The sequence below is a fragment of the Methylocaldum sp. 14B genome (assembly GCF_002005105.1).
Taxonomy (GTDB): domain Bacteria; phylum Pseudomonadota; class Gammaproteobacteria; order Methylococcales; family Methylococcaceae; genus Methylocaldum.
In genome coordinates, this window is sequence record NZ_MSCV01000015.1 from 113,309 (window position 1) to 133,347 (window position 20,039).

General features: G+C 57.3%; 13 protein-coding genes. 5 read left to right on the plus strand and 8 right to left on the minus strand.

Features of this window, described 5'->3' with window-relative positions:
• The first annotated feature begins 118 nt into the window (after window positions 1-118).
• The 4 genes from B2A78_RS12850 to argA all read left to right on the plus strand — a co-directional run bounded on the left by B2A78_RS12850 (window position 119) and on the right by argA (window position 5,221).
• Window positions 119-811: a TIGR04211 family SH3 domain-containing protein gene (locus tag B2A78_RS12850; protein WP_133716720.1), complete on the plus strand. Its 693-nt coding sequence runs from the start codon at window positions 119-121 to the stop codon at window positions 809-811.
• 193 nt (window positions 812-1,004) lie between these two features.
• Window positions 1,005-2,702 (plus strand): dihydroxy-acid dehydratase, encoded by a 1,698-nt coding sequence (gene ilvD, locus B2A78_RS12855; protein WP_077730397.1) that lies wholly within the window; start codon window positions 1,005-1,007, stop codon window positions 2,700-2,702.
• Window positions 2,703-2,706: 4 nt separating this feature from the next.
• Window positions 2,707-3,873, plus strand: coding sequence for an acetylornithine deacetylase (gene argE, locus B2A78_RS12860; RefSeq protein ID WP_077730398.1), 1,167 nt, complete (start codon window positions 2,707-2,709; stop codon window positions 3,871-3,873).
• Between the two features lie 7 nt (window positions 3,874-3,880).
• A complete protein-coding gene (gene argA / locus B2A78_RS12865) occupies window positions 3,881-5,221 on the plus strand; it encodes an amino-acid N-acetyltransferase (protein WP_077730399.1) in 1,341 nt (446 codons plus the stop codon).
• A 176-nt stretch (window positions 5,222-5,397) separates the two neighbouring features.
• Here argA and B2A78_RS12870 read toward each other — a convergent pair whose 3' ends face one another.
• From B2A78_RS12870 to B2A78_RS12910, 8 genes are all read right to left on the minus strand, one after another.
• Complete coding sequence (locus B2A78_RS12870) at window positions 5,398-6,870, minus strand: glycogen synthase (RefSeq protein WP_240502513.1); 1,473 nt, start codon at window positions 6,868-6,870, stop codon at window positions 5,398-5,400.
• 989 nt (window positions 6,871-7,859) lie between these two features.
• Window positions 7,860-9,122, minus strand: a complete 1,263-nt coding sequence (locus tag B2A78_RS12880; protein WP_077730401.1) for an alpha-amylase family glycosyl hydrolase — start codon at window positions 9,120-9,122, stop codon at window positions 7,860-7,862.
• A gap of 675 nt (window positions 9,123-9,797) precedes the next feature.
• Window positions 9,798-10,703 carry an NAD(P)-dependent methylenetetrahydromethanopterin dehydrogenase gene (locus tag B2A78_RS12885; RefSeq protein ID WP_077730402.1) on the minus strand — a complete coding sequence of 302 codons (906 nt, stop codon included), beginning with the start codon at window positions 10,701-10,703 and terminating at the stop codon, window positions 9,798-9,800.
• Between the two features lie 48 nt (window positions 10,704-10,751).
• On the minus strand, window positions 10,752-11,207 hold the full coding sequence (locus tag B2A78_RS12890) for a globin (RefSeq protein WP_077730403.1): 456 nt from the start codon (window positions 11,205-11,207) through the stop codon (window positions 10,752-10,754).
• A gap of 193 nt (window positions 11,208-11,400) precedes the next feature.
• Window positions 11,401-12,318 carry an NADP-dependent methylenetetrahydromethanopterin/methylenetetrahydrofolate dehydrogenase gene (locus B2A78_RS12895; RefSeq protein ID WP_077730404.1) on the minus strand — a complete coding sequence of 306 codons (918 nt, stop codon included), beginning with the start codon at window positions 12,316-12,318 and terminating at the stop codon, window positions 11,401-11,403.
• A 361-nt stretch (window positions 12,319-12,679) separates the two neighbouring features.
• A complete protein-coding gene (locus B2A78_RS12900) occupies window positions 12,680-13,357 on the minus strand; it encodes a TIGR00730 family Rossman fold protein (protein WP_077730405.1) in 678 nt (225 codons plus the stop codon).
• Window positions 13,358-13,552: 195 nt separating this feature from the next.
• Window positions 13,553-16,402 carry an RNA polymerase-associated protein RapA gene (gene rapA, locus B2A78_RS12905; RefSeq protein WP_077730406.1) on the minus strand — a complete coding sequence of 950 codons (2,850 nt, stop codon included), beginning with the start codon at window positions 16,400-16,402 and terminating at the stop codon, window positions 13,553-13,555.
• Between the two features lie 295 nt (window positions 16,403-16,697).
• Window positions 16,698-19,055 carry a serine/threonine-protein kinase gene (locus B2A78_RS12910; protein WP_168175410.1) on the minus strand — a complete coding sequence of 786 codons (2,358 nt, stop codon included), beginning with the start codon at window positions 19,053-19,055 and terminating at the stop codon, window positions 16,698-16,700.
• Between the two features lie 611 nt (window positions 19,056-19,666).
• Between B2A78_RS12910 and B2A78_RS26340 the strand changes: the two genes are divergently transcribed.
• On the plus strand, window positions 19,667-20,039 hold a 373-nt coding region (locus B2A78_RS26340; protein ID WP_346425844.1), incomplete at its 3' end, for a transposase.

Genomic DNA, 20,039 nt, shown 5'->3' on the forward strand with positions numbered 1-20,039 from the left:
CGATACGGGCCGGCCCGAATGTTGCCCGAGAGAATTCTTCTGCGCTGTGGCTTTTCATGCTAGGGTCGGTCGTGGCGAGAAATCAAATCTCACCCTTTAACTATTGCTAGAACGTTAAGTGGCTCTGCTGATGCAAAAAAATACGTTAACAACGATTCTCTTCGTACTTATTCTTTCTGCCCCTGTCACGATTTACGCCGCCGAGAAGGCCTATGTCACCGACAGATTGGAAGTTCAGTTGCGCCGGGGTCAGAGCTTACAACACAAGATTGTAAGAATGGTGCCTTCGGGCACGGCGGTTAACGTGCTCGAGAAAAATCCCCAGACGGGTTATTCCTTCGTGCGGTTGGACAGCGGTGAGGAGGGATGGATACTCAGTCGGTATCTTTCTGATCAGCCAATCGCTATCAACCAGCTGGACGAAATGACCAAAAAACTCGAGACAGCATTGGAAGAAAACAAACGGCTGAAAAGTGAACTGTCTACCGTAACATCAGGGAAACAAAGTACCGATAAGACAGCCCAACAACTTCAAGCAGAGACTACCCGCCTGAACACCGAACTGATGGCGATACGTCAGGCCTCTGCCAATGTTCTCCAAATCCAGGCCGAGCGCGATATGCTGCGGGAAAGCGTTATCAAGCTTGAACGGGAATTGGATACGATTCGCCGGGAGAAGCAAGCTTTGGATGAGGATCATCGTCAAGATTGGTTTATGATCGGCGCCGGAGTGCTTTTCGGGGGCATCGTGCTCGGAGTGGTCCTGCCGCGCATGAGCTGGCGCAAGAAAAGTGCTTGGGGTTCGTTCTAGCGCCTGTAATGATTTCGGCTTAACGGATTGAATTACAGAAGCAGGCAAACCTGTCGAGACTACCCACGTTTGCGCCGAATGCTCGATTCTTCGGATCATCCTTGAAAGTTCATAATGGCCTCTAAGCCGCCAGTCGATTTGTTACTGTGTTACAAGCCGTAAATCGGCTAAGTCCTGTTGTTGGAGATTACTGATGAGCGATAAAGAAACCCGTTCCTTTTCATCCCAGGTCGTCGACGGTATGGAACGGGCGCCGAGCCGGGCCATGCTGCACGCGGTCGGTTTTTCGGATGACGATTTCAAAAAGCCCCAGATCGGCATCGCGTCCACCTGGAGCATGGTGACGCCGTGCAATATGCACATCAACCGTCTGGCGGACGACGCAGCCCGCGGTGTGGATCAAAGCGGCGGCAAGGCCGTGATCTTCAATACCATCACCATTTCGGACGGCATCTCGATGGGCACGGAGGGCATGAAGTACTCGCTGGTGTCCCGAGAAGTCATCGCCGATTCCATCGAGACGGTCGTCGGCTGTCAGGGCTTCGACGGTGTCGTGGCCATAGGCGGCTGCGACAAGAATATGCCGGGTTGCCTGATCGCGCTGGCGCGCCTCAACCGTCCCGCGGTATTCGTCTACGGCGGCACCATTCTGCCCGGCTGTCTTGGCGATAAGAAACTCGACGTTGTGTCGGTATTCGAGGCGGTCGGTGCTCGCGCCAATGACAAGATCGGTGACGCTCAATTGAAAGAGATCGAGGCCAAGGCCATTCCCGGTGCGGGCTCGTGCGGCGGCATGTACACCGCAAACACCATGGCTTCGGCCATCGAGGCGCTGGGCATGAGTCTTCCAGGCAGCTCCGCCCAGGCGGCGGTTTCGCCGGACAAACAATCGGATTGTGAAAGAGCCGGCCAGCAGGTGCTCAAGCTCCTGGAACTCGGCATCCGCCCCCGCGACATCATGAGCAAACCGGCTTTCGAGAACGCCATTACGGTCGTCATCGCGTTGGGCGGGTCCACCAACGCGGTGTTGCACCTCTTGGCCATGGCCAACGCCTGCGGCGTCGATCTGACGCTGGACGATTTCACCCGCATCGGCGAGAAAGTACCCATGCTGGCCGATCTCAAGCCGAGCGGACGCTACGCCATGGCGGAACTGATCGAAATCGGCGGCATCTTACCTTTGATGAAGATGTTGCTGGACGCGGGACTTTTGCACGGTGACTGCCTCACCGTAACGGGTAAAACACTCGCCGAAAATTTGGCGGACGTGCGTCCGTATCCCGATGGGCAGGAGATGATACGTCCCCTCGATAACCCGATCAAAAAGGACAGCCATTTGGTGGTTCTGAAAGGCAATCTCGCGCCCGAGGGTGCCGTTGCCAAAATCACCGGAAAGGAAGGGCTTTCCTTCACCGGGCAGGCGCGGGTCTTCGACTGTGAGGAATTGGCCCTGAAGGCGATCTTAGACGGGACGGTGCAGAAAGGCGATGTCATCGTCATACGCTACGAAGGACCCAAGGGCGGTCCCGGCATGCGCGAAATGCTTTCGCCTACTTCCGCCGTCATGGGCAAAGGCTTGGCCAAGGATGTGGCGCTCATCACCGACGGGCGGTTTTCCGGCGGCACCCACGGTTTCGTCGTCGGTCACATTACGCCTGAGGCCTATGCGGGCGGCCCTCTGGCGATCGTTCGTAACGGCGACACCATTACCATCGACGCCGAAAGGCGCGAAATCACATTGCACCTCGGCGAGGACGAAATACGCTCTCGGCTCGCGGAGTGGCGCCAGCCCAAGCCGCGCTATACCAAAGGGGTGCTCGCCAAGTACGCCAAGCTCGTATCGTCCGCCTCCCAAGGTGCGGTAACCGATATGAATCTGGAGGACATCTAAGGTCGTGAACCGGGCCATTCCGGAAACGCTCGAAATGATCGGGGCGCTCATCGAGCGCCCCTCGGTCAGTTGCACAGATCCCCATTATGATCAAAGCAATCTTGCGGTCATCCATCTTTTGGCGGAGTGGCTGGACGGACTGGGCTTTTCTGTCGAAATCCGTGCTATCGGCGATCGCAAAGCCAATCTGATCGCAACCCTGGGCAGTCGCGAGGATCCCACCGGACTAGTCCTGTCAGGCCATACCGATACAGTTCCTTGCGATCCCGAATTATGGTCTTCGGACCCTTTCAAGGCCGTGGAAAAGGATGGTCGTATTTATGGCCTCGGCAGCGCCGACATGAAATCCTTCTTTGCGCTGGCCTTGGAGGCGGCAAACCGCTTCGAAGCCAAGGACTTTCGACATCCGTTGGTCATTCTCGCGACCGCCGACGAAGAAAGTTCGATGTCGGGAGTGAAATCCCTGGTAGCGGACAATGTGAAACTCGGGCGTTACGCCGTCATTGGGGAGCCTACCGGTCTCAAGCCGATCCGCATGCACAAGGGCGTCATGCTCGAATCCATCGTGGTGAGGGGAAAGGCCGGGCATTCGAGCGATCCCTCCTTGGGCGCGAACGCGATCGATGGCATGCACGCCGTACTGTCGGAATTGCTGGCTTTCCGTGCCGAGCTCAGGGCTCGGCACCGCAATCCGGCGTTCAAAGTGGATTATCCGACGCTGAATCTCGGTTCTATCCACGGCGGAGACAATCCCAACCGCATTTGCGCGCACTGCGAAACCCAGATCGACATTCGCCCGTTGCCGGGAATGGAGCTCGAGGATTTGCACGAGAAGCTGGTAAAACGGCTGGAGCCGGTATTGGCCCAAGCCAATGGGCTTTCCCTCGAAATCCGCCGCATGTTCGAGGGATTGCCGCCGTTCGAGAGCGATGCCAACGGGGAAATCGTCCGGTGTTGCGAGGAATTGAGCGGCTACGATTCCGGCGCCGTCGCGTTCGGCACCGAGGCCCCGTTTCTGAAACGGCTCGGGCTGCAAACCGTCGTCATGGGGCCGGGCCATATCGAACAGGCCCATCAACCCGACGAGTATCTTCCGATGACTCATATCCGTGCAGGAACCGATATCCTGAGCCGTTTGATCGAACGGTTTTGCATCCGGCCCGAGGCTTGAGCGGAAAATGCCTTCATCGACTTCTCCCGACGTTTTCGTTCGCTGGTTTCGCGATTCTTCGCCCTACATCCATGCTCATAGGGGAAAAACCTTCGTCGTGTCGTTCGGCGGGGAAGCCGTTGCCGATAGCGGATTCCCTAACGCGATCCACGATTTCGCCATGCTCAACGGACTGGGTGTGCGCCTGGTTCTGGTGCACGGGATTCGCCCCCAAATCGACGCCCGTCTGAGATTCCGTGGCGTCGAGGCGAATTATCATCAAGGGCTTCGCATCACCGATAAAACGGCGCTCGAATGCGTCAAGGAGGCTGCGGGAACGGTTCGGGTGGAAATCGAGGCATTGTTGTCGCAAGGCCTAGCCAATTCGCCGATGGCCGGTGTGCGTATCCGGGTAGCCTCGGGCAATTTCGTCGCGGCAAAGCCGGTGGGCGTTCGGGATGGCGTGGATTTCCAGAACACCGGAGAAGTGAGGCGCATCGATGTCGACGGGATTCGCGGAGCACTGGACCGGGGCGATATCGTGTTGCTCTCCGCGATCGGTTACTCGCCCACCGGCGAGGTGTTCAACCTCAATGCCGAACAGGTCGCGACATCGGCCGCCATCGCCCTCAGGGCCGACAAGCTGCTGCTGTTGACGGAACAAGACTGCATCTCCAGTTCCGACGGGAAGCTGATTCGGCAGCTTACCACCGGCGAGGCCGAGGAATTGCTGAAAGACGAAAGCGCCTTAGCGAACAAGGAGGTTATTCCGCACCTCAAAGCTGCGGTCAGGGCGTGTCGCGAAGGTGTACAGCGCGCTCACTTGCTCGATCGCCACATCGACGGCGCCGTACTGCTCGAATTGTTCACCCGAGACGGTATCGGAACGCTGATTAGCCGAACGCCGTTCGAAACCATGCGCCCGGCGAAGGTTCAGGACGTTGCGGGGGTACTCGATCTTATCGCGCCGCTCGAGCAAGCCGGCGTACTGGTGCCGCGCTCCCGCGAACGGCTGGAAACCGATATCCACGATTTCGTGGTGATCGAGCGGGACGGACTGATTATCGGCTGCGCCGCGTTGCATGTGTTCCGGGAAGAACGGATGGGAGAATTGGCCTGCCTCGCGCTCCATGACGACTACCGCGGCGAAAAGCGGGGCGAGCGTTTGCTCGAATATCTGGAGGCGAAGGCCCGCACCCTGCATCTGAATCGGCTATTCGCGCTAACCACTCAAACGGCGCACTGGTTCCGGGAACGCGGTTTCGAACCGGCGAACACTGCCGATTTGCCCGAGGCGCGCCGGGCATCTTATAGCCTCCAACGCGCCTCCAAGGTATTGATCAAGCCGCTCGAGCTTTCGCGATCTTGAGTTATTAATCAGGCCCGTAAATACCCTCCTGGTATTTCGGGCCGCCGCCCAGGCCGGTACACGCCCGGCCTGGGCTCACGCGGCTTGTCGCCGCGCTAAGAAAACCCTGCCCCGGATTAACCCGGCCTATATTTATAGGCCGGGTTAATAATCGTCCGGGTCTTGCCGAGCGAGTCTTATTTCTCGCGGATGAGGTCGTAGATATTGAGGTAATCCTGTCCCGGATTCTTCCACGAGAAATCGTAGCGCATGGCGTTCTTCATCAGTTCCCGGAAGTGATCGGGATAGTCGTAGTAACAGCTCAACGCCCGTCCGAGCGCCGATTCCAGCCCGCTGTAATCGTAATCCCTGAACACATAGCCGTTGCGCTCGTTCAGCGGTTTGTACGAATAATCCTTGTCGAATACCGTGTCCGCCAGGCCGCCGACTTCCCGCACCACGGGCACGGTGCCGTAGCGCATGGCGATCAGCTGGGTGAGACCGCAGGGTTCGAACTGGCTCGGCACCAGCATGATATCCGCGCCGGCGTAGATGAGATGCGACAGTTCCTCGTTGAAGCCGATTTCGATGTGACAATCCGGGTTATCGTTCAGTTGGTGTTTCAGGCTCCAGAAATAGCTGTTGATCTGTCCGTCCGGACTGGAGCCCAGCAGCACGAACTGGCCGCGCCGGTGCAACGTATAAAAAATGGCGTGGCGGATGAGTTCCAGCCCTTTCTGGGGGTCCAGCCGGCCGACGAAGGCGACGATCGGTTTTTCGTTGTCGGCGATCATCAGGCGGTCTCGCAGCGCCTTCTTGTTCTTGTATTTTTCCTCGATGTTGTCGACGCCGTAGCGCTGCGCGATATGATGGTCGATTTCCGGATTCCACACGTTGTAATCGATGCCGTTGACGACGCCGCCGTATTTTACGTGGTGGATATGCAGCGTGGGTTCAAGGCCGAAACCCTGGCCCTGGTCCTTGGCTTCGTTGGCATGGCGCGGGGAAACGGTCGTCACGAAGTTGGAATAGACCACGCCGGCTTTCATCAGATTGATCGCATGGGGATTGAAATTGTCCCGCAGCCGGTCGTAATGGAAATAGTATTCGGGCCGGTTGAGGCCGGTCGCGTGGAGCACTTGCGCGCCGGTGACTCCCTGGTGCTTGAAATTGTGGATGGTGAAGCACACCCGCGGGTGGGTCATGCCGAGGAATTTATAGATCTCGAACAGAAACACCGGCGCCAGCGCCGTCTGCCAGTCATGGCAATGAATGATGTCGGGATTCTTGCCGGATTTCCAGAGAAACTCCATGGCCGCCCGCGTGAAGAACGCGAAGCGCAGAACGTCGTCGTTAAAGCCGTAAATGCAGCCGCGGTTGAAGAAGTTGTCGCTGGAATGCGGCTCGATGAAGAAGCACTTGCGGCCATGCACGAATCCGAAATAGACGGTGCAATGAATGGCGCCGCCGTACCAGGGCACCCACAAGTCTTTGTAGGTTTCGCACAGGCCCCAGATATGGTCGTAACGTAGGCAATCGTATTTGGGCAGTATGATTTCGACGTGATTGCCGCGGATTTCCAGTTCGTTGCCGAGTCCGAACACGACATCGGCGAGGCCGCCGACTTTGGCGACGGGCGCGAGCTCGGGCGTGATCTGAACGATAAACATCGACGGAATCGCTGAAACAGGCTGGTGTGGCATCGGTTCGGGTTCAGGCGCGAGCTGAGCCTGCGACGCTGATCGCGGTTCCGGTTCCACCGGCACGGATTCCGGTTCGGGCGGGGGCATTTTCTCCAAGGGACGGAACTCTTCTGGCGTCGGCGTCGGAGCCGGAATTGCACTAGCTGTCTCTGAGGGCAATAGCTCCGCAGTCTCTAGGCGTTCGGGGGCTATCGGCTCAGGTGCTGACGGCGAATCGGCGGCAGAAATCGGAGCGGGCGGTATTTCGTCAGAGTCCTCTGATTTCTTTGAATGTCGTGACCATGCCTCAGCTTCCGTAACTTTCGCGGGAGATTCGGCTGAAGCGAGTTCGACCGGCTTCTTTTGATCCGCCCGACCGAGCTTCGCGCTAACCAGCTTCACTTCCGGTTCGGCTTTTTCCGGCTTTTTCCCTGAAGCTTTGGGCGCAATTTTTTCGGCCGGCGCCATGGCTGCCGCGAGGGAAACGGTTTCTTTCTCCGGCTCGTGGCGAACGGCTTTCTCGGATGCCGGAGTCTTGGACCTCGTAGAAGGCTTCGCGCGAACAACGGAGGTCTCCGACGGCGAACGCGCGTTTGCAGCTTTGGATCGAGTGGCCTTGGCTTGGGATTTTTCCTTTGTCGCGGGCTTCTCCATGGCTTTTCCGGGTTTTCCTTTTTGGGACTCGGAAGCGTTTACTTTCTTATCTTGAGGCGGGGTCTTTTGGGTCATGAGGTTGCGTCCGGTTGCCTAACATGAACTCGACAAGGCTAGTTTAAGCGATCCAGGGTTTCGAAAAAAACGCCATGTCGGCTCAAGTTAGGAGTTAGCCTATTTACTCGGGTGGCCTGTGCGTCGCGAAATCGGGGTGATGACGGCCACGGATTATTGGATGGAATGATTGCCGAAGATCGGCCTCTCCACCGGTCAGCCCGCATTTTGCGTTACTTTGGTTGCACTTTCGATGCGGGCAGAGAGCGTCACTGCGTTACCAGGACCCGTCCCATTCCCGGTGTCAGCTCGAACTGGAAAGGCGTCGGCAAGTAATCCAGGGGCCATTCCGGCGAGACATCGAACAGCGGCGGTTCGCTTTGAACAAGATGGTACAGATTGTCGGAGAAGAAATTCTGCCGATTCCAAGCGTCCTTGTTCATAATGATCAATGCCTCGCTACGCTTCCGGCTGGCGGTTTTTCGCATCAGCAAGATTTCCGGATTGGAATGGTCGAGCACTTGCGTGGCGCTCTCCTCATCGAATATCTGATGCCGACTCTTGATTCCATTGATCTGTTTGATGTAGCCGGTCAAATCGATATCCGTTTTTTCCCAGTCATCAGGCGTGGTATCGACGACGTGGAGCGGCTTTCGGAAGCCGAATTCGAATCCCATGGGTATCATCACACCGGCGGAAAACAGCGCCGAGAAGAAATAGCGCTGTTTGACCGCATCGACATTCTGCTGGAACTCCGCGAATGCGCGCGCCGTATCGTGGCTTTCGGGGAAACTGACGGACGGTACGATTTCACGTGTGAGCCGGTATTGATCCATCAGCCAGGAGCCGGAAAAATCCCACCATTTCGAGCTGTTGAAGATAAAGTCGAAACCGGCTTGCGCGGTTTCCCGGGTTTGATCGGCACTACAGCCCAAGGTCTCGGCCAGGAATACGGTTTCGGGGTGCGCCCGTTTGGTTTCTTCGATGAGCCGTGCCCAGAAACGGCTGGGTAACTGGTAAGCCGCATCGCAGCGCAGTCCCTTAAAGCCCAGGCCGACCAGGTATTCGACGATTTCGCGGCAGTAACGGTACAGACCTTCCGGATCGGACGTATGCTGATGATCGAATTGTGCGAGATCGCGCCAGACGACCTTTTCTCCTTCATGCATACAGAACGGGTGGGCGATGCGCCTGCCTTGTTTGACGAACCACTCCGGATGCTGCTTGAGCAAAGTCGAATCATAGGCACAATGATTGATGACCAAATCGACGATCATGCCGAGCCCCAGGCTTTCGGCTTGACTTGCGATCTCGCGCAGTTGTTCTTCCGGCGATTTGGAAGAGCGGGCATTCAGCAACCACGGATCGATTTGAAAATAATCCTTGATGGAATAAAGGCTGCGGGATCGTCCGAGCTTCTGGACGGGATTGACGAAGATCCAGTTGAATCCCATATCCGCCGCTCTTTCCAGATGCGGCTTCCAACGATTCAAAGGACCCGCGAGCCGCGGGAAGAGGTTATAGATTTTCATGCGTTTTGGAGAATTGCTCGGCGCGAGGTAAATAATCTAGGTCGGGGGCGGATGGCCCTATATCGAATAGACCGCGGTAAACGCAGCGGGGTTCATCCACCCTCCCAGGCTCGGGACTTCCCGGAAGCCCTTTTGCTGCGGTTTCGGTCGCCGGGTTTGGAAAAACTAAAGCATTTTCATATCTACTCTACCGTACGGGAACTCGCGAGTAGGTCGGGAATCCCTTCCCAATCGCAAACGTCGCTATAGTCGCGACTCTTCCAATCGCAAACAGTCGCTTTAGCCGCGACCCTTCCAATCGCAAACGGCGTCTTCGGGAAGGGGCTGGCCGGCGCTCCCGGCTAGGCCGTTTGCGATTGGAAGGGTCATCCCAGCGCTCCTGGGATGACCGTTTGCGATTGGAGCGCCGAAGCCGCCCTTCCCGACGCCGCCGTTAGGGCAACGGGTTCGTCGGCAAAGGATTGCCGACCTACAAATACTTGAGTCGATTTACCCTAGCCGAAAGCGCCAACGACTTCCGCCAAGCCCGTTATGCCGTATGAGCGAGATGAACGCGCTCTAAAGGAACGTCGGACAAGCTTCGATAACTTTCGAATGTCGGCTTAGAAAAGGGATGCCGATTGGCATCCCTTGTGGCGGTTTGCTCGACTTCGGGAAAGCGGCGGAGCCGACGCGTCAGACCATGGTCCGGGCGATTTTGAATGCCTCGCGGAAATCGTAAAAAACGGGCTCTTCCTGGGTCAGGAGCGAGCGGAGCAAATGCTGTTGCAGCTTGTACTTGTAATCGCCGACCGCCAATGCACCGATGCCGACGGCACCCGGAGAGTTGACTGCATGCTTGAGCGGAGTGCCCAAATCGGTCCGCTTGACGCCCTCGATACCCAATGGCGGAACCGCGTTCACATCCGCCGCAACCTTGAGTTGGTTCGCTTCCGCCAGGGCGCTGGCTTTTAGAACCTGCACTCCGGCCTTGGCCGTGCAGAACACGACATCCGCCTTGTGAAGCAAGTGGGCCTTGTCGGCCTCGGATGCCGCACATGTGCCTTCCAGGCGAGTTTGGAACAGGCGCCCGTAGGTATCGGCCTTTTCCAGTGCATTGTCGAGCGACGCGTGATCGATGATCGTCGTTTCCGCTCCGCACAAAGCGGCAATAACCCCGGTAGCTATGCCTACCGGGCCGGTGCCGCCGAACACCACGGCATTGCACCCTTTCAGCTCCATGCCGTGTTTCTCCTTGAGTTGTTTTTCAGCCACTGCGACTAAAGCCGCCGCCGTGGTAAAACCTCCGCTGGGGTCGGCCAGGACGGAAAACTGGAAGGGCGGCACCATGGCCTTTTGGGTAGCTTCCAACATACTCACGGCCAAACCGATATCGCGTCCGCCGATAAACATGCCCGTTCTTTTTACGCCTTCCGGTCCGCGCGAAAAGATGGCGTCTTGCGTAAGGCCGTTGATTTCCTCGAGCTTTACGTTGTTGAGCGGAATAATCATGTCGAAATCCGCATCGACCGCCATATTGATATCGAACGGGCTGTTATGGGGCATCGGATCGAGCATGTATAAAACACTGCGTTTGGACATGTGTTGGCTTCTCTACGTCAGTAATAAAGATACTTGGTCTTAGGTAGCTTAGTCGTCATGCATGGATTTCATGACGGCAATGCCGCGCTCGACAACCGTTTTCCAGGCTGCTTCGAGTTCGGGATTGAATTTTGGATCGCTTTCGGCGACGGTCGATATCAGGGCAGAAACCCAAAAATCATAAAGATCAGGTTCTATATTAAGTCTGCTTCTGGAATGGGATTCACCGAGCTGAATCATCTTTTCCGCCGTGACGGGGCTAGGCTCGTGAAAAAACAGAATCAAATGCCTGATGCCGTGATCCAGCAAACGCCTCTGAGCTTCCCAGTCGGCTTTCCGAAATTTTTCCGCAATTCTGGGCGATGTTGCGATAAAGGCATTATAAAAGTCATCTATAAAGGTCCCGGTTAGTCGGCATCGTGTATAGCTTTTGTCCACCATTTCCTTGAGCAATCGATCATTATCGGCATCCGTGATTTTAATGGCTTCGGCGGTATTATTCATTATTATGCTCCTCTTGGCTGATCCAGTTAACTATTGTTTTTATATGGATAATTAAATACCCTCGAACCCGATAATTGTCCCTAGCCATCGGATGGTCGAATAATTAATTACCAACCGGATAATGGCCACTCAGTATGTGGCCATTGAATCCATAGTAAGAAATAGCATATTAATGAATTTCTGCTTTGACGCTTTAAAGCTTCTTTGCGTATTCCCGAGCCACTTCGAAAGCATCGTTATAATCTAGGAAAACCGGCTTATCCGATTGTCGCAACTGAAAGCGCATTATATTCAGCAGTTTGTGCTGGGTTTGGTATTTCACGTTACCGATAGCCAAGGCTCCAACGCCGACGGCGCCGCTACGGGAACCCTCAATTTCCGTGCCCTTGTGGTGAGGGCCGAGACCGGCGATTCCCGACGGCGGAACCGCATTGACATCGGCGGCGACTTTGAGTTGCGGAGCAGAGGCGACCAATTCCGCGCTCAGCACTTCAATTCCGGCTGCGGCGGTAGCAAATACCACATCGGCGGTTTTGATCAGCTCCGGTTTGTTGGCGTCTGCATCGCCTTGAATATCGGTTTGACCGTTACCGAATTCGGCATTGCATAGTTCCGCGATCTTCTGGGCTCTTTCCAGCTGGCGGCCGATGATTTTTACGTTGGCTCCGGCCTTGGCGGCCAACACCGCGGCAATCTGTCCGACCGGACCCGTGCCTCCCAAAGCGAGTACATTCTTGCCCTGCAAGTTGGTTTGATGGCGCTTTTCCAGTTCCCGCTCCACCATGGCGACCATGGCTGCGGCCGTGGTGAAGGCGCCGCTAGGGTCTGCAAACACGGAGATCACGAAGGGCGGAACCATGGACTTCTGAGCGGTGCGGAGCATGTCCATGGCCATTTTTACATCTCTTCCGCCGATGAAAATGCCGGTTCGTTTCACGCCGCTCGGACTTCTGGAGAAAATCGCATCTTGCACGAGGGCGGTGACTTCGCCCAGTTCGATATGGAGGTACGGAATGGCGGAAATCCAGCCGGCGTCCAAAGCCATATTGACGTCGAACGGGCTGAGATTCTTTTCGGGGGTGAACATATGCAAGATGAACGGTTTTTCCATGCGTGGGTCCTCTGTAATTTTTTTAGTGAGACAAAGGTTCGGTCTTAAATGTCTCGCCGAGACGGGCGCGGACTGGCCGCGCCAGCATAACACAGTTCAGGCGTCGGGAAACCGTCGTCGGGCGAAGGGGCCTAAGAGGTGCGGGCTAGCGGTATTTCAGCAACTGCGCATGTACTGCTGCGGTCCGGGCGACGGTTATGCGGCTGGGCGGGCAGGACGCGTAAAATTGCCCCTTGGCGTATTTCCGGCGATAACGCCGTTGACAGTTCCACGCTTAGGTCGTTAGCGGCAAAACAGGTGTTTCGGTCTATTTCTTTCGGGCGCAAACAAATGACCGGCAAGAGCGATAACGACGCTGGCGTCAGCTTTCCGGAGACGCGGCGGATGTCGCCTCGACAATCTTTTTGAGCTTCCATTCGCGGTGTTTGTTCATGATGTCGACGACTTCCAGGGGATCGTCAGTAATCGAGATTTGGGTCAAATCGGCTTTGTCGACCAGTTGATTGGCGAGGACCGTGTTATTGATCCAATCGATCAGTCCTTTCCAATAATCCGAACCGAACAAAATCAAAGGCACGGGATGGATTTTGTGCGTTTGCATCAGAGTGAGCGCTTCGAACAGTTCGTCCAGGGTATTGAATCCGCCGGGAAAGCAGACATAGCCCATGGAATGTTTCACGAACATGAGTTTACGCACGAAAAAGTAGCGAAATTCCAGCCTGAGGTTTTGATAAGAATTCGATTTCTCTTCGCCGGCGATGTTGAGTCCGATCGAGCGCGCTTTCTTGAGACGGGCGCCTTTATTGGCAGCCTCCATGATGCCCAGTCCGCCGCCGCTGATGATCGCGTAGCCGTGGCTCGCGAGAACCTCGGCCACGGTTTGTGCGGCCTGATAGTACGGGCTGCTCGGCTTGATCCGGGTGGAGCCGAAAATCGATACGGCAAAGCGAATGTCGGAAAGCTTGTCGAAGCCTTCGGTGAACTCGCTGATGATTCTGAACATGCGCCACGATTCGCTGCCTTTGAGATCTTCGATCATAAACCTGTCCTGGAATTGAAAAGGGATGGGGCTTTAGAAGTATGGCAGCGAATGGCGAAATTTCACCGATATCCCATAGCAGGCATCAGCCGGGATTTTCGTGCAAGTGCTTGTCGCGATGGAACGTTTCGGTCCGAGCGAAGGCCGAATGCGGAGGCTTTTTCCGTTGATTAGCGGCGCATCCGGCCAAAGCCCTCAGACCGTGATCAGAAGGCGTACGGAATCCAAGCGCAAATGCGCTCCTTGGATGCAATTGTTCATCTCGATGGCGTTCTCCTTGAGCTGATCCAACTCTTCCTGGCGCACGTTCGGATTGACCCGCCGCAGGGCTGCAAGGCGCTTGAGCTCGGTCGTCATCGTATCGAGCATTCTTTTTGCACTTTCGCCGATGACGCCGGGCATCTGCGCTCGCGCCTTCTTTTCGGCATTCTGGATTAACCGATTGATGAGCTTTTGTCGGCTTTTAACCAGTCCCAGCGCGTGTTCGCGATCGAACTGCTGGGGCTGTTCGGCAAGACTTTCGAAGGGTAGGACACTGAGATCGTTGCCGTCCTGGTCGAACAGGAAGCGCAGCACCGTGGGCGGAAAGAATCGGCCGATCTGCAAGCGCTTCGGTGCGGTGCATTCGACCAGATAGACGGTTTCGAGCAGCAGTTGCCCGGCCTCCAGTTCGGGGTTCCGGACCAGACTCAGCGCGGCGTTGCCGTGTTCGCTGTTGAGGATGAGGTCCATGGCGCCCCGAACCATCGGGTGCTCCCAAGTCAGGAACAGCATGTCCTCTCGCGCCAGACCGATACTCCGGTCCAGCGTGACCGTCACGCCGTCTTCGGGCAATTCCGGGAACTGGGTGCGCATGTGCTCGCCGGGCCTGAGGATGTGGCAATGATCCGAATGTTCCTCGACGGCAACCCCGTAAGCGTCGAACACATCTTCCAAATAAGGCCAGAGATCGTTTTCGCGATCCGTTTCTTCGATGAGCCGGACCAGCCGCTCCGCGGCGTCCCTGCGGCACGAGTTCAGTTCCAGAAGCCGATCACGGCCCTGATGCAATTCCTCCTGGATCGCATCGGCCAGCTTCCGAGCCCGCTCGACCAGTTTCATTTCGCCTTCGGGATCGGGCGCCTGCAACAAGGCGACAAGCTGTCCTCCGAGTCGGCCGAACACGGGAAGTCCCGCCGGGCTGGGCTGGCTGAACGCATTCAGTCCCTCGTTATACCAGCGGAACAAGACGCTTTGAGCACTGCGCTCGAAATACGCGACGTGTATGCGAATGGTTTCGGACTGCCCAATGCGGTCGAGGCGGCCGATTCGCTGCTCCAGCAGATCGGGGTTGAGCGGCAAATCGAACATCACCAGATGATGGGCGAATTGAAAATTTCGTCCTTCGCTGCCGATTTCCGAGCATACCAGCGCCTGAGCGCCGTTCTCGGTATCGGCGAACCACGCCGCTGCCCGGTCGCGGGCGACGATGCTCATCTGTTCGTGGAAAACCGCCGCGCGCACGCCCCGGACTCGAAGCGCGTCCTCCAAATCGGTCGCGGTTTTGGCTTTTGCGCAAATTACCAGCACCTTGGCCGACTTGAGATTCTTTATGGTTTCGACCAGCCACTCCACCCGGCTGTCCAGACGCCACCACTCGGCGTCATCCTTGCGACACCGGGCGTACAGGGTTTCCGGGTGCAGAAGGTCCTCGATCTGGGGTTGAGTCTCGGTCAGCAGCCGGCTGTAGGCCTCGGGCAGCGGCAGGGGATGAGCGATCAGCTCCCGCCCGGGAAAACCCTTGACCGTGGCCCGGGTATTGCGGAACAGGACCCGGCCCGTGCCGTGGCGGTCCAGAAGGAGCTGAATCAGCTCGCTGCGCGCATTCTCCGTGCGTTCCGGATCGTCCAGCCGGTCCAGTAAATCGTCCGCCAAATCCTGCGAGATGAGGGATTTCAGTTGGCTCAGGGTCTCCCGGTCGAGCTCCGGATCGTCCAGCAGATGGTTGATCACGTCGGCCAGCGATTCGTACTGCATTTCCTCGAACTGGAACCGGTCGTAGCTGTAGAAGCGGTCGGGGTCGAGCAGGCGCAAGCGGGCGAAATGGCTGCGCTTGCCGAGCTGCTCCGGTGTCGCCGTCAAAAGCAGGAGGCTCGGCACCGATCGGCCCAATTGCTCGACAAACTGGTATTCCGGACTGGCTTTCTGTTCCGACCATTGCAGGTGGTGCGCCTCGTCGACCACGCACATGTCCCACCCGGCGGCGAGCGCGGCTTCCTGGCGTTCTTCGTCGTCCATGAAGAAATCGAGGCTGCACAGTACCAGTTGTTCGCTCAGAAAGGGATTGCCGTCTTCGACTTGCCAGAAACGTTCCTCGTCGAACAGGGCGAAGCGCAAATTGAAGCGCCTCAGCATCTCCACCAGCCATTGATGCAGCAAGGGCTCCGGCACGATGATAAGGATGCGCTCGGCGCGTCCGGTCAATAGCTGATGGTGGATGATCAATCCCGCTTCGATGGTTTTGCCGAGCCCGACCTCGTCGGCCAGCAATACGCGCGGAGCTTGGCGATGAGCGACTTCGTGGGCGATGTATATCTGGTGCGGAATGATGCTGGTGCGCCCGCCGAACAAGCCTCGCACCGGAGACTGCTCGAGTTGGCCGATTCTTCGCAGCGTTTCATAGCGCAATCGAAACAGCCCGGAAGGGTCGAGTTGGCCGGTGAAAAGCCGATCCTGAGGCTTGTTGAACTGCATAAAATGGTTGAGATCGACTTCGTCCAGGGTTCGCGAAGTGCCGTCCTCGGCCACGCCTTCGTACGTGATCAGGCCATTTTTTTCCCGTACTTCCGTAACCTTGAGTTTCCAGCCGTCCGCGCTTTCGATGGAATCGCCCTTGGAAAATCTCACCCGCGTCAACGGCGAGTTGTCGACCGCATAAGTGCGGCGTTCGCTGCTGGCGATAAAGAGCAGAGTCACACGGTTGTTTTCGACGTTCAACACAATGCCCAAGCCCAGCTCGGGCTCGGTCTCGCTAATCCAGCGCTGTCCAGGGACGAAAGTCGGCAACGTTATTTCTCCTCAAGGCGTAACACGGAATCACAATTATAGGATTGTAACAGGGCGGTCCGAATTGCCGGTTACGGCTCCTGCCTCCAATATGAGCGGGAACGGGTGCCCAAGTTTCCGACAAGTTTCGGAGTTTGACGACGGCGACCCGAAGCGGCCGTGAGCGAGTGACCGAAGGTCGTTCTGGCCGCGGCGGACGCTTTTTCGGAGATCGTGAACGGAAATAGCGTGAAGGGCGGGGCTTTTGTTGTTCGATTCGGATGTTCTTACCGAGAGGGCAGGCGGCCGGCCCCTCCTACTCGCCTTGCTGGGCATCGCTTGGCGCGGCTTCGTCCGACCGTTGTCGAGGCTTGCGAACGACGGAAAAGTGCGACCTGGCGATGGCCCTGCTATCGCCGGCGCGCACTCTATGTTCGACCGTGTAGGTGCCGGACTTCATATACGAAGGGACGGTCAGTTCATTCGTGGCCGTGTTGGTACCGGTTCTTGCCAGCTTGAAATCGGAGCCTTCCTGGCCGATTCGCCTGCCGCCCGCCTTCAGCGCCCAGCCGAGTTCGACTTCCGCATCACGGGTGCCGGCGGGAAGCGTCAACTCATACGTCGTGATGAATTCCACCCGTTCGCCGGGGCTGACCTGATGTGGAGCCGACCTGGCGCTTTCGATCTTGACCGCTGTTTTATCCGCTACCGGAGCCGGTTGTTCGGCTGCTCCTGCATTCGTCGCCTGAGCACCCTCCGCCGTGGCCTCTTTTGCTTGGGCGGCCTGGGCTTTGCGCGAAATCAGTTGTCGCCTGAGGGTTTGCACCTCTTCGGTATCGCCCAGCGTCGCCGCGGCTTGATCGATATAGACTTGCGCCTTATCCCATTCTTCTCGATTGAGGGCTCGCCATGCGCGTCCGACGGTTCTGCCGGCGGCTTGCTTGCGCCGGTCGCTTTCCTCCGCGTCGGATATCTCGGCATCACCCTGTGCTTCAGGGGTTTTTGGAGCACTTGGCGATTGAGCGGCTTGCTTGTGATCGGGAGAAATCGCCGCAGTCTGCTCGGCGGACTTTTGTTCGGCACTGGCTTTGGAACGCCCCTTTTCGGCTTCGGCTCTGCGGGTGTCGAGCTCTTGGCGCAAGCTTTCGGCTTCCGGCAGAACAATGGCGACTTCGTCGATACGCGTCTGCGCAAGCTTCCAGTCCCGGCGGTCCATGGCTTCGCGGGCCGGCTGGGCGAACCGATCGACGATTTCTTGGATGCCTTGCTTTGCCTGCGGCTGGTTGGGATCTAACGCGAGCACCGAGCGATATTTGGCGAGGGCATTGTTGTCTTTGGGGCTGATGAGGCGGCCCGCCCTGATGTCCTCGCCGGCCCGAGCCAATAGCTCGAACAGCGCGTCGATCTCAGCCGCGTGCTGCTCGGAGCCCGCTTGGGCACCGGCATTTTTTTCGACGGCCGATCCTTCGGGCGGCGAAGGCGGAGTGGCCGGAGCGATTTCTTGCGGCACGGTTTCCGCGGATTGATCAATACCGGCCGGATCGTTTTCGCGAACGGTTTGCTCGGCGTCCGACGATGCGGTTGCTTGCTCGTGCTCCGAGAATAGGCCGCGACTCAGCCAAACGAGTCCGGCGGCGACGATCAGCACGATTGCCGAGATGGCCGGAATGCGCGAGCGAGCGGCATCGGATGTCGGCCGGCGCGCCGGCGCATCGGCCGGGTTGGCGGCCACGGTTTCGGCTTTCACCTCCGGCTGCTTAGGCGCAGGCGCATCTTCGACGGGAAGCTCCGGCGCCAGGGAAAATTCCCGCCGCCATGCGGCGATACTCTGCGGGCGCTTAGGCGGATTCAAGCTCAGGGCGTGGTCGACTGCGCGAAGCAAGCCTTCGCTGTAGCGAGGTCCGCCGACCTGTTTGGCGGAAACGAAAATTTCTTTCGAGGCCAAGATGATGCTCTGGCTGCGTTCGAGCGCATCGGGCGGGGCAATGCCCGCGATGCTCCGATAGAGCGTCGCACCAAGGCCGTAGATATCGGTCCATGGCCCCAGCTGATCGCCTTTCCCATAGTACTGTTCAATGGCGGCGTAGCCGGGGGAAAGCATGCTGGGGAGGGCCTGTGTTTTTTCTCCCAGCGACTGACGCGCAGACCCGAAGTCCAGCAGCACGGGACTCCCGTCCTTCCGGAGCAAGATATTGGCCGGCGTGATGTCGCAATGGATAAAGCCGGCGTTATGTATTTTCTCCAGGCCATTCAGGATAGGGATCAAGAACCTGAGGAGTTCGCCTTGCTCCAGGGTCCTGCGGCGCTCGAGGACGGCGTGCAGGCTTTCGCCCTCCTCGTAGCTCATCACCATGTAGGCGGAATTATTGGCGACGAAAACGTTGAGCACCCGGACGATGTTGGGATGCTCCACCTTCGCCAGCATGCGCGCCTCGTTGATGAAAAGCTCCAGTCCCGCGAGATACTGCTCGCCGCAATCCTCCGTGGCCGGCCGGATCAAAGCGGCGCCGTCTCGAACGGCAAGCTTTACCGGGAGATATTCTTTGATGGCAACGTGACGCTCAAGAATGGAGTCGTGGGCGAGATAGGTGATTCCGAAGTTGCCCTGACCCAGAACTTGTTCTATGGAAAACCACTGCAGGCGATAGCCTGGATTGAGTGCATTCTGGCGCATATTCTGTGGCATAGCAGTGCAGACGAAAGCGGGGCTAAGCGGCTTCTTGCGAGGCGTGAGACGAGGATGGCGGGCGAGTAAATCGAGTAGCCCCCGGAATCGTCGGGTTTTACATTGTGCCGATTGGAAAAAGATAAGGCAACCCGGAATGGCGAAAAGTCAAGTATGGCGTGGCGTACAGTCCGTTATCCGTTGTATCTCTAACGCCGGCGAGTAGGGCGCAATAGCGGTCCCGCGTATTGCGCCGCATGAAGCGATGATTGGAAAAGCCATCGTAAATCCAATGTTCCCACGGTCTGCTATTGTTCCCTGGGTTATTGGCTTTTCGGATGATGAGTCCCGATGCCCGATTATCGACGCTACCGCGTACCCAATGCCGTTAAGTTAAGGCGAATGACGCCACCCCGGCAGGGAATGCCGGGGTCCAGAAGCCATGGATGGCAGAGGCGTGTCACTTCCCTGTGCTCTGGATTCCGGCAATCCCTGCCGGAATGACGGCTTAACTTAACGGAATTGACCGCGTACCCGGCGGAACCTATTTCCTCACCGTCAATCTGCTCGAACGTTACCCGAATGATTGGCTCGTCCGGCACATCGACCTGCTTCGATCTGTGATACGGGCGGTTCGAATCAAATGGCCATTCCATATCGACGCCTGGGTAGTCTTGCCGGATCACCTGCACGGCGTGTGGACGCTGCCACCCGGCGATGACGATTTCACCAATCGATGGCGATTGATCAAACAAGGCTTCTCCAAAGCCTTGCCATCGACCGAACGGCGCTCAAAGGTTCGCGTTGCCCGTGGCGAACGTGGGATATGGCAACGCCGGTTTTGGGAACACGCCATCCGCGACGAGGAGGATTATTCGGCTCATGTGGATTATTGCCACATCAATCCGGTGAAACACGGTTATGTCCAATGCGTGTCGGAGTGGCCGTATTCGACGTTTCACCGGTACGTCGAACGAGGTGTGTATCCGTTAA